Origin of the sequence: Treponema sp. OMZ 857 (assembly GCF_024181085.1) — a bacterium.
In the GTDB taxonomy this organism is placed as follows: Bacteria; Spirochaetota; Spirochaetia; order Treponematales; family Treponemataceae; genus Treponema.
In genome coordinates this window covers 2,833,751-2,842,704 of record NZ_CP051147.1, presented here as the reverse complement: position 1 = coordinate 2,842,704, position 8,954 = coordinate 2,833,751, and the positions used below count along the sequence as shown (strand labels likewise).

General features: G+C 42.1%; 7 protein-coding genes. 6 read left to right on the top strand and 1 reads right to left on the bottom strand.

Annotated features, from left to right (window positions below; translation table 11 throughout):
* Positions 1-223: 223 nt before the first annotated feature.
* From E4N66_RS12965 to E4N66_RS12945, 5 genes are all read left to right on the top strand, one after another.
* Positions 224-1,249, top strand: a complete 1,026-nt coding sequence (locus tag E4N66_RS12965) for an ABC transporter substrate-binding protein (protein WP_253728406.1) — start codon at positions 224-226, stop codon at positions 1,247-1,249.
* 156 nt (positions 1,250-1,405) lie between these two features.
* The gene (locus E4N66_RS12960; RefSeq protein WP_253728405.1) at positions 1,406-2,512 is read left to right on the top strand and encodes an ABC transporter ATP-binding protein; all 1,107 of its coding nucleotides are present in this window, start codon (positions 1,406-1,408) and stop codon (positions 2,510-2,512) included.
* A 20-nt stretch (positions 2,513-2,532) separates the two neighbouring features.
* On the top strand, positions 2,533-4,260 hold the full coding sequence (locus E4N66_RS12955) for an ABC transporter permease (RefSeq protein ID WP_253728404.1): 1,728 nt from the start codon (positions 2,533-2,535) through the stop codon (positions 4,258-4,260).
* A 2-nt stretch (positions 4,261-4,262) separates the two neighbouring features.
* Positions 4,263-5,372 (top strand): ABC transporter ATP-binding protein, encoded by a 1,110-nt coding sequence (locus tag E4N66_RS12950; RefSeq protein ID WP_253728403.1) that lies wholly within the window; start codon positions 4,263-4,265, stop codon positions 5,370-5,372.
* Positions 5,373-5,448: 76 nt separating this feature from the next.
* Entirely contained in the window at positions 5,449-6,288 is an 840-nt protein-coding gene (locus E4N66_RS12945; protein WP_253728402.1) for a YARHG domain-containing protein, read from the top strand.
* 98 nt (positions 6,289-6,386) lie between these two features.
* On the opposite strand, the gene E4N66_RS12940 is transcribed toward E4N66_RS12945, so the two are convergent.
* Positions 6,387-7,439, bottom strand: coding sequence for an IS110 family RNA-guided transposase (locus tag E4N66_RS12940; RefSeq protein ID WP_253728401.1), 1,053 nt, complete (start codon positions 7,437-7,439; stop codon positions 6,387-6,389).
* A 312-nt stretch (positions 7,440-7,751) separates the two neighbouring features.
* On the opposite strand from E4N66_RS12940, the gene E4N66_RS12935 reads away from it, so the two are divergent.
* Complete coding sequence (locus tag E4N66_RS12935; RefSeq protein ID WP_253728400.1) at positions 7,752-8,939, top strand: MalY/PatB family protein; 1,188 nt, start codon at positions 7,752-7,754, stop codon at positions 8,937-8,939.
* Positions 8,940-8,954 lie beyond the last annotated feature (15 nt).

The following is an 8,954-nucleotide window of genomic DNA, read 5'->3' as shown; positions in this document are numbered from 1 at the left end:
AACTTTTATTATACTACTACTTTCCTTTTTTTGACAATACGGAATTTTCAGGGTAAACACATCAGGCGTTTTTTTTAACACCCCCGCGGATCCGATAAGCGATTTCCTTATAGAACACGCTGATAGGCTTTGATTTTTAAGGTTTTTAAGATTCCCTATACAATTAAAAGAATAAAGTATATAATCGGCCAATTATATTTTCTATATACAAGGGGAAAAAGGTATGATGAAAAAAATTATATCGATAAGTCTGGCTGTCTTGGTTGCGGCATTTTTTGTGTCGTGCTCAAAAAAGCCTGCCGATTCCGCGGCTTCCGGTTCTGAGAACGGTGGTTCGGTTATGCTCTACTCTTCTTTAAAAGAGGCTCAGCTTGAAGCGCTTAAAGCAGGTTTTATTGCGAAATATCCGCATATCAAAATGGATTATTATGCAGCCGGTACAAGCAAAGTTACAACAAAAATGGCTGCGGAAAAACAGTCAGGACAAATTGCCTGTGATGTAGTATGGATAGGAGACCCGTCAAACTATATTACCTTTAAACGGCAGGGCATTTTGGAACAGTATGTTTCGCCGGAGGCCGCAAACATTGACGCAAGCTTTAAAGATGCCGACAACTACTACTGCGGCGGCCGTATGATTGTTATGGGGCTTGTTTATAACACAAACAACGTAACAGCCGAATCTGCGCCCAAAACATGGGATGACTTGTTAAATGCAGAGTTTAAAAACCAGATTGTAATGACTGACCCGGGCGAAGCAGGAACAACTTTTTATGCGGTTGCCGGTTTGATGGCAGACAGCCACTACGGTATTGACTTTTTCAAGAAACTGAAAGCAATGGGGACGGAGCTTGAAAGCGGAACAACATCAACCCACTCTAAAGTAGCGGCAAATGCGTATAAGGTTTGTATCGGAGTCGATTATGTTGCGGAAACATTGGAAAGCAACGGTTCAACCATTAAGTTTGTATACCCCGAAAAAGATTTAATTGCAATTTCAAGCCCTATTGCGCTTATAAAAAATTCTGCAAATCAAGAAAACGGAAAACTGCTATACGATTTTATTCTTTCAGCGGAAGGGCAGCAGATTCTTGTTGATCACAATGTTTCACCTATTCGGTTTGATGTTTCAAAGCCGGGCGCAATGTCCACAAGCGATATTGTTGCGCGTTCTATGAAAATTGACAACGAAAAAATTGCCGACCAAAGCGCAGATATTCTTGCAGCATTTGACGCAATATTCAAATAATCAAAATAGTAAAAAATCAAGGGGCTGTAAGACTGTTCTGAACGGAAGCACCTGCTAGAACGATCTTGCAGCTCTCATTCGTCTGTATCACTGAGCCGCTTGTAAAAGTCAAACAACTTTGATACTGCGGTATTATGTTACCAAAATGGAGCAGCTATGGCGCAAATCAAATTTAATAATATTACGTTCCGCTATGGGAAAACACCCGTTTTTGAAAATTTTTCGCTCACGATAGAAGAAAGCCAGATTATGGGTATCGTCGGTCCGTCGGGATGCGGAAAAACAACTCTTATCCGATGCTTATGCGGTTTTATAAAACCGGAACAGGGCGAAATTTTTATCGGTGATACCTGTGTATACAGTGCCGAAAAGCATATCAACATTGCTCCCGAACGGAGAAACATTGGCGTTGTGTTTCAGGATTATGCGGTGTGGCCTCATTTGACCGTTTGGGAAAACGTTGTGTATCCCATGAAAAAGCGGAAAATGCCGAAAGATGTAATAGCACAAAAAGCGGAGTTTGCTTTAAAACAGGTGCGGATGGATAAATATCGTAAGCATTTACCGTCGCAATTGTCGGGCGGACAGCAGCAGCGTGTCGCAATCGCGCGGGCGCTTGTATCTTCCAAAGACATTATTGTACTTGACGAACCGATAACCAACCTTGATGCAAAACTACGCGAAGAAATGCTGATTGAAATTCGGCAAATACAAAGAGAAATCGGTACAACTATTATATATATAACACATGACCAAGAAGCGGCACTCCAACTGTGCGACAAAATAGCGGTTATGGAACCCGATGGAACCTTATGCCAAATCGGAACTGATGAAGAAATTATTTTATCACCGGCAAATCGTTTTGTGTTTACCTTTATCGGGGTTTCAAATTTCCTACCGGTTGTAAAAAAAGATGACGGTATGTATTTTGAATTAAACGGCAAGATGCACAAATATCTCAATGCCGACAGTTCGCAAATGCCGGATATCGAAATCGGTAAGCCTTATGAAATGGGTATCCGTCCCAAAGATATTTTATTCGACGAGAAATCATCTTTTAAAGGAACCGTCCTGTCATCATCGTTTCTGGGAAGCCAGTGTACGTATTTCGTGGATTTTGAAGGGCAACAAATCCGTATTGAGCAAAACACACTCGATATGCTTCAGTCAAAGGAATATACCGAGGGCGATACAGTGGGGCTTGTATTTGTAAATCCCAAATATTATGAACGATGTCAAAATAACGACAGCGTTTCTTCGTAATCTTTACATTCGGAGGACTTATGTTCAAAAAATATCAAAATCCCGATTTGGCACGGCTTGACGGCAAACGCTTTTCTTTTAGCCTCGACGGTATGATGACGAGTTTAAGTTTTATCATTTTGTTTATTGTTGTTATTATTCCGATTTTTATGATAATTTATAACGCATTTTTCTTTGAAGGAAAATTCGACTTACAATTATTTAAGCGCGTTATCGGGAATAAAGACAACATTGGCGCCATGTGGAACACAATAAAGATTGCATTTTGGGTTACCGTGTTCGGCACGATTATCGGCCTGTTTTATGCATGGCTTTTAGGCAGAAGCGATATTCCGCTGAAAGGTTTAATGCGCGGTCTTTTTACCATTCCGTATATGTTTCCGCCCTTTTTCGGGGCAATGGCTTGGGACTTGATGCTTTCAGGACGCGGCGGATATTTAAATAATTGGCTTATGTCAACCTTTCATTTATCTTCTGCACCGATTAACATCAATTCAATCGGCGGAATTATCTTTGTTGAAGTTTCGTATTATTTTCCCTTTGTTTTCATGCAAGTTGTCAGTGCACTTGAACGCATGGATCCGACACTGGAGGAATCCGCCCGCATTGCCGGTGCAAAGCAGGGGTATGTTATCAGGAAAATTACGCTGCCGCTGGTTCTTCCTGCCATTTCTGCCGGTGCGTTATTGATTTTAATTTCTTCGCTTGCACACTTCGGCGTGCCGTCAATTCTCGGCTTCTCGCAAAATATTTATACCTTGCCGACAAAGATTTACCAGCTGATAAACCGTGCGGCAGGCGATTTCAACGGCATTCGTGAAGGTGCGGCACTTTCCGTACTGCTTGTTGTTGTCGTATCGATTGCGCTTGTAATTCAAAAGCTTGTTTTGCGTTCGGGCAGCTATGATATTATTAAAGGCAAAAGTATGCGTCCCACGTTGATAAAACTGCGAAGTGCAAAGTATCCGCTGCTGACGGTTGCCTTTATTTCGCTTATTATTATCGTTATTGTACCGCTTGTGATGATTTTCTTAGTCGGCTTACTAAAAGCATACGGACTGCCGTTAAAGTTTGCAAACTTTACATTTAAAAACTATATCGATGTTCTTGTAGGCAATAAAATGGTCACCGATTCTATCCGAAACTCACTGTTTTTGTCGGTTACAGCCGGGGTTTTGAGTATGTTCCTCGGCGTTATGGTTGCCTATGTTGTCAATCGAATCCGTCCGAAGGGAAAAGAAATGTTGGAAGTCGTTTCGGTTTTACCGTATTCGATACCGGGAACGGTTTTGGCAATCGGTGTTATCTTAGCATGGTCGGGAGCAATTTTCCGCATCAATTTGTATAATACGATTTGGATTATTTTGATAGCGTATATTGCACGCTATCTCTCATTTTCTATGAAATCGGCATCGGCATCATTACGGCAGGTACACCCGTCTTTGGAAGATGCCGCCCGTTCCTGCGGAGCATCTCACAGCGAAGCGCTTAAAGATGTTACACTGCCGTTAATCCGTCCGGCGATGGTTTCCGGCTTTTTCTTAATTTTCTTGCCTGCAATGCGGGAACTTACAACATCCGTACTGCTTTACGGACCTTATACCCGCACATTGGGAGTCGCCATTTATTCGCTGCGCAGCGACGGCTATATTCCTCGAGCCTCGGCATTGGCATCTGTTGCGATTGTGCTGATTATTATTTGTAACACGATTGTAACGCAAATCACAAAAGACAGGAGGGGGGTATAATTATGGTGCAGGTAGAATTAAAGCACGTCAAAAAAGTATTTTCCGAAAAACTACTGGGCAGTGTTGTCGCCGTTGATGATTTTAATCTTCAAATCGAAGAAGGTGAATGCTTTTCGTTCCTTGGCCCTTCCGGCTGCGGAAAAACCACAACACTGCGCATGATTGCCGGCTTTGAAGATTTGAGCGAAGGCGAAATTTATTTGTGTGGGCGTCCGGTTTCAATCAAAAGCAAAAATTTGTATGTGCCGCCGGAAGACCGCGGGTTAGGAATGGTGTTTCAAGCCTTTGCCGTGTGGCCGCACATGAATGTTTTTGATAACGTTGCTTTTCCGTTAAAAGTTCAGAAAGTCCCGCGTTTAGAAATAAAGCAACGGGTTGAACAGGCCTTGAAGCATACGAATCTAACCGGTTTTGAAGCTCTTTATCCGGGTAACCTTTCCGGCGGGCAGCAGCAACGTATTGCGCTTGCACGCGCAATTGTTACCAACCCCAAGGTTTTGCTTTTGGACGAACCGCTGTCAAACCTTGATCCGAAGCTGCGGGAATCAATGCGATTTGAAATTAAAGAATTACAAAAGAAATTCAACTTTACGATTATCTTTGTAACTCATGACCAAGCCGAAGCAATGGCTCTTTCCGACCGCATGATGGTAATGGACATGGGAAAAATTGTACAAATCGATACGCCCAGGAACCTTTACAACAAACCGATTAACCGTTTTGTACATAATTTTTTAGGAAAATCGACCTTTGTTAAAGTAAACTTACGCGACAACAAAGTGTATCCCGACGGTGATACGACACAGGCAATTTCATGTACAATCCCCGAAAATGCCATCGGCAAAGAGAAAATGATTATTGCGGCGCGCCCCAACGCAATCAATCTAAATAAAACCACCGGCTTTAAAACTAAAATAGAAAAGCGCGTATTTCTGACCGACTGTACGGAATACTATGTAAAAATCGGTTCCCAGTTATTGATGATACAAACCCCGCACCGTATTGTCTTTAGCGAAGGAGAAGAATGTTGTGTTGAATTTGCGGAAACGATGTGGTACGACGATGACGGAAATGCAGCGGAAGAAGAGCGCAACCGCCGTCAGTTAATTTAACACCGTTTATTCGTTATGAGAATCCCCTCTCAATGCGCTGCGTTGGAGGGGATTTTCTCTATGTGGAGTAAAAAAGGTGAAAAAGAAAACATTAATATTTTTAACACTTCTTTTGTTTATCACATCCGTTTATGCGCAAGAATTTAAGAAAAACAAATATTCAACTGAAATTGATTGTGAATATCCATTCCCTTTTATTAGCGTTAGTGAATACTTAAAAAGTGCTGAAAGGGAAATTGATCTTGAACAATATAAAACTGTCATTAGAAATGGTGATATTAATGCAATAGAAAAACCTTATTTAAATGATTTACAATTAGGAGCTTTAACTACAGTTGAATTAAAACTGTTCAGAAATTTATTTTATGCAAAAAAGGGATTTATTTTTTCGGATGACGAATTAACAAAATACTTTAGTCAGTTTGAATGGTACAAACCGGAATCAAAAAATGTGTCTTTTACTCAATTAGAAAAATCTGCGATAGAAAGGATAAAAATTTTTGAATCCGAATCATCGAGGACGTATGAGTTCGAAAATCGAACCATAGTTTGGGAGGCTTTTAATGGAGGAGCAGATCAAAGAGCACAGTGTCTGAAATTAAATCAAGATAAAACTTTCGAATATATTCCTTCAGAAACAATAAATAGATTACAAAGTATAAAAGGAACATGGAAAATTGTAAAAAATAGAATTGTGTTAAGTGTAGAATCAGAAAATGTGCTTTTGGGTGGTTATGTAGCAGATCATCCAAATACTCCATATATAGACAAAGGAACTCCTGTCATTATTACATATAAAAACTCAATAAAAATATCACTCCCATTAAATGAAAGTAAATTGTACAAAAAATATAATTTTGAATGGGGTGAAAAATGGATAATGATTGGGTCATGTGATTATTATATATCGAAATAAAACTCCTATGTTTTTTGTCAAGCAGAAAAGTAAACCTTTTTAGTTTTTTCTCTGCTTGGCCGCTCCCGTCCCTGCAATCCTTGTTTTACACGCCTGTTTTATCCCGCTTGTAAGTCGGGGGCAGGCATTTCTTGATATTCCATCTGTTTATTCTTCATTACTAAGTACAACAATTTCGCCATCTTTCGTGCTATCGCTGTTATCGATATCTTCTTTCCTTTCCCTCGCTCCGTCATATAAAAGTATTTTGCTTTTAACGCTCCCCCATGTTTACTCCGTACTATCGCCCATGCCGCCTGATATAATAGAGCCCGTACAACCTTATTCCCCTTCTTCGTTATATGCCCATACTTGTTAATCGTCCCCGAACAATCTACCCGCGGCACCAGCCCTACATAATTTGCCACTTCGTTTCCATTATTAAAGCGCTTGCCATCTCCTACATACGCCGCAAAAGCAAGCGCTGTCTTATCTCCGACTCCCGGTATCGTTTGCAGCCGTTGGATACCTTTATCCTCTTTACATTCTTTTTTTATCAGCTGCTCCAACTCCTCTATCTGTACCTCCAGCATCGTAAGCCGCTGACACAATCGTTGTGCCTGCCCTGCTTCATAGTCAAAAAGTTGTGCTAACACCTTTTGCCGATTTACATCCGTTTGCAAATTACTCCGCTTAATCGTTGTTATCCCGCATTGTACGAATAACGCGTGGAGCCGATTGAGCTCCTGTGTCCGGTCGCCCTTTAATGTTTTGTACTCTTTGATGAGTTTGCGACGATAGTATTCCTTATCGGTCGGCACATCAACGGTCGGTAAATCTTCCTTTTCATATATCTTAACCAGCCGAGCAAGCTTTAATGCATCTTCTTTATCCGTCTTCTTCGTGCTGGCATAGATAACCGATAACTGCGAAGCATTTAAGATGACTACTGTGCAGCCGATTGCTCTCATCTCTTTTTCCATTACAAAAGCGAGACTATTCGCTTCCATCGCCACAATATCTTCTGCCTTCAGTTTCGTGTATAGTTTTGCCCTTCCGCCTTTGGTTGTTTCTCCTCCTGATCTGCCGACTTTTCCTTTCTGATCAAAGTAACACATTTCATACGTTCTTTTGCTCAGATCCAATCCGATCCATCGACCATTCCCTTGCATATGACACCCCTTGTGCTATAAAATAGGGGACAGGGAGCTTTTACCGGTTTTTGGACTACCGTAACTCCTATTCGCGGTACGCACCGTTAGCGGTGCGGCCGCACTTTGATTTACGGCAGCAGGTTTAGGTTAATCTCGTCGACGAGGTTCATCTTTATTCAAGATTTTCTCACGTTTTGCGTCAACCTGCTGCCTGCCCCCTTATCCCGTCAGATAAGGGTACCATATCCACCGGTAATTAAAAACATATCATCTCGTCAGTCATCTCCATGTTTTTAGAGATGACCGATCATAATAAATAGGGGGATTTCTATGAAATATGATTTTACGACAAGGGTAAACAGAGCCGGTTCAGGTTCACGTAAATGGGATGCGATGTATCAGGTAAATCCGCACGTCGATTCGTCCGTTGTGCCGCTTTCGGTTGCCGATATGGAATTTAAGATGCCGCCGGAATTAACGGAAGGGCTCAAGTACTATCTTGACAGCGCCGTACTGGGCTATACGGGACCAACAGCTGCATATAAAGAGGCAGTGCAAAATTGGATGAAGACACGGCACAATTGGGCGATTGAACCCGATTGGATTGTTCCTACTGCGGGGGTTGTGCCTGCAATTTTTAATGCGGTTAGAGCGTTTACCGAACCGGGCGACGGCGTTATTTTGCTGTCGCCGGTGTATTATCCTTTTTTTAGGGCAATACGCTTACAAGGGCGGAATGTTGCAGCGTGTTCGTTGCAGGAAAACGGCGGCCGTTATACGATTGATTTTGATGCATTGGAACGGCTCGCTGCGGATCCGCGGAATAAAGCCCTGCTCTTTTGTTCTCCTCATAATCCTGTCGGCAGAGTGTGGACAAAAGAAGAGCTGCATAAAATAGAAGCAATCGTATTAAAGCATAATCTTTGGTTATTTTCTGATGAAATTCATTTTGATATTGTGATGCCGGGGTATACGCACACCGTTTTCCAATCGTTAGGGGATGATCTTGCAGAGCGGACAATCACTTTTACCGCTCCTTCAAAGACGTTCAACATCGCCGGTTTGGGAATCAGCAACATCATCATTAAAAATGAGAACATGCGTAAAACCTTTGTAAAAGCCCAAGAGCTTGGGGCGGGAGCATTGTTCACGGCATTGAGCTATAAGGCCTGTGAAATTTGCTATAGGCAGTGCGCGGCGTGGCTTGATGAATTTTTGTCCATAATCGATGCCAATCAGCGTATTGTGCAACAGTTTTTCCAAACGCATCATCCCGAAATTAAAGCACCGCTCATCGAAGGCACGTATCTGCAATGGCTTGATTTTAGGGCGCTGGGAGTGGAACACAAGGCTTTGGAAACCTTTATGACGCAAACGGCGCAAGTATTCCTAGATGAGGGGTATATCTTCGGTGACGAAGGCAGAGGTTTTGAACGGATTAACCTTGCCGCCCCCGCATCGGTCATTACCGAAACTCTCGAACGGCTGAGCCGCGCATTGCAGACATTGAAGCGGTAAATCTAAGCGTTGCGT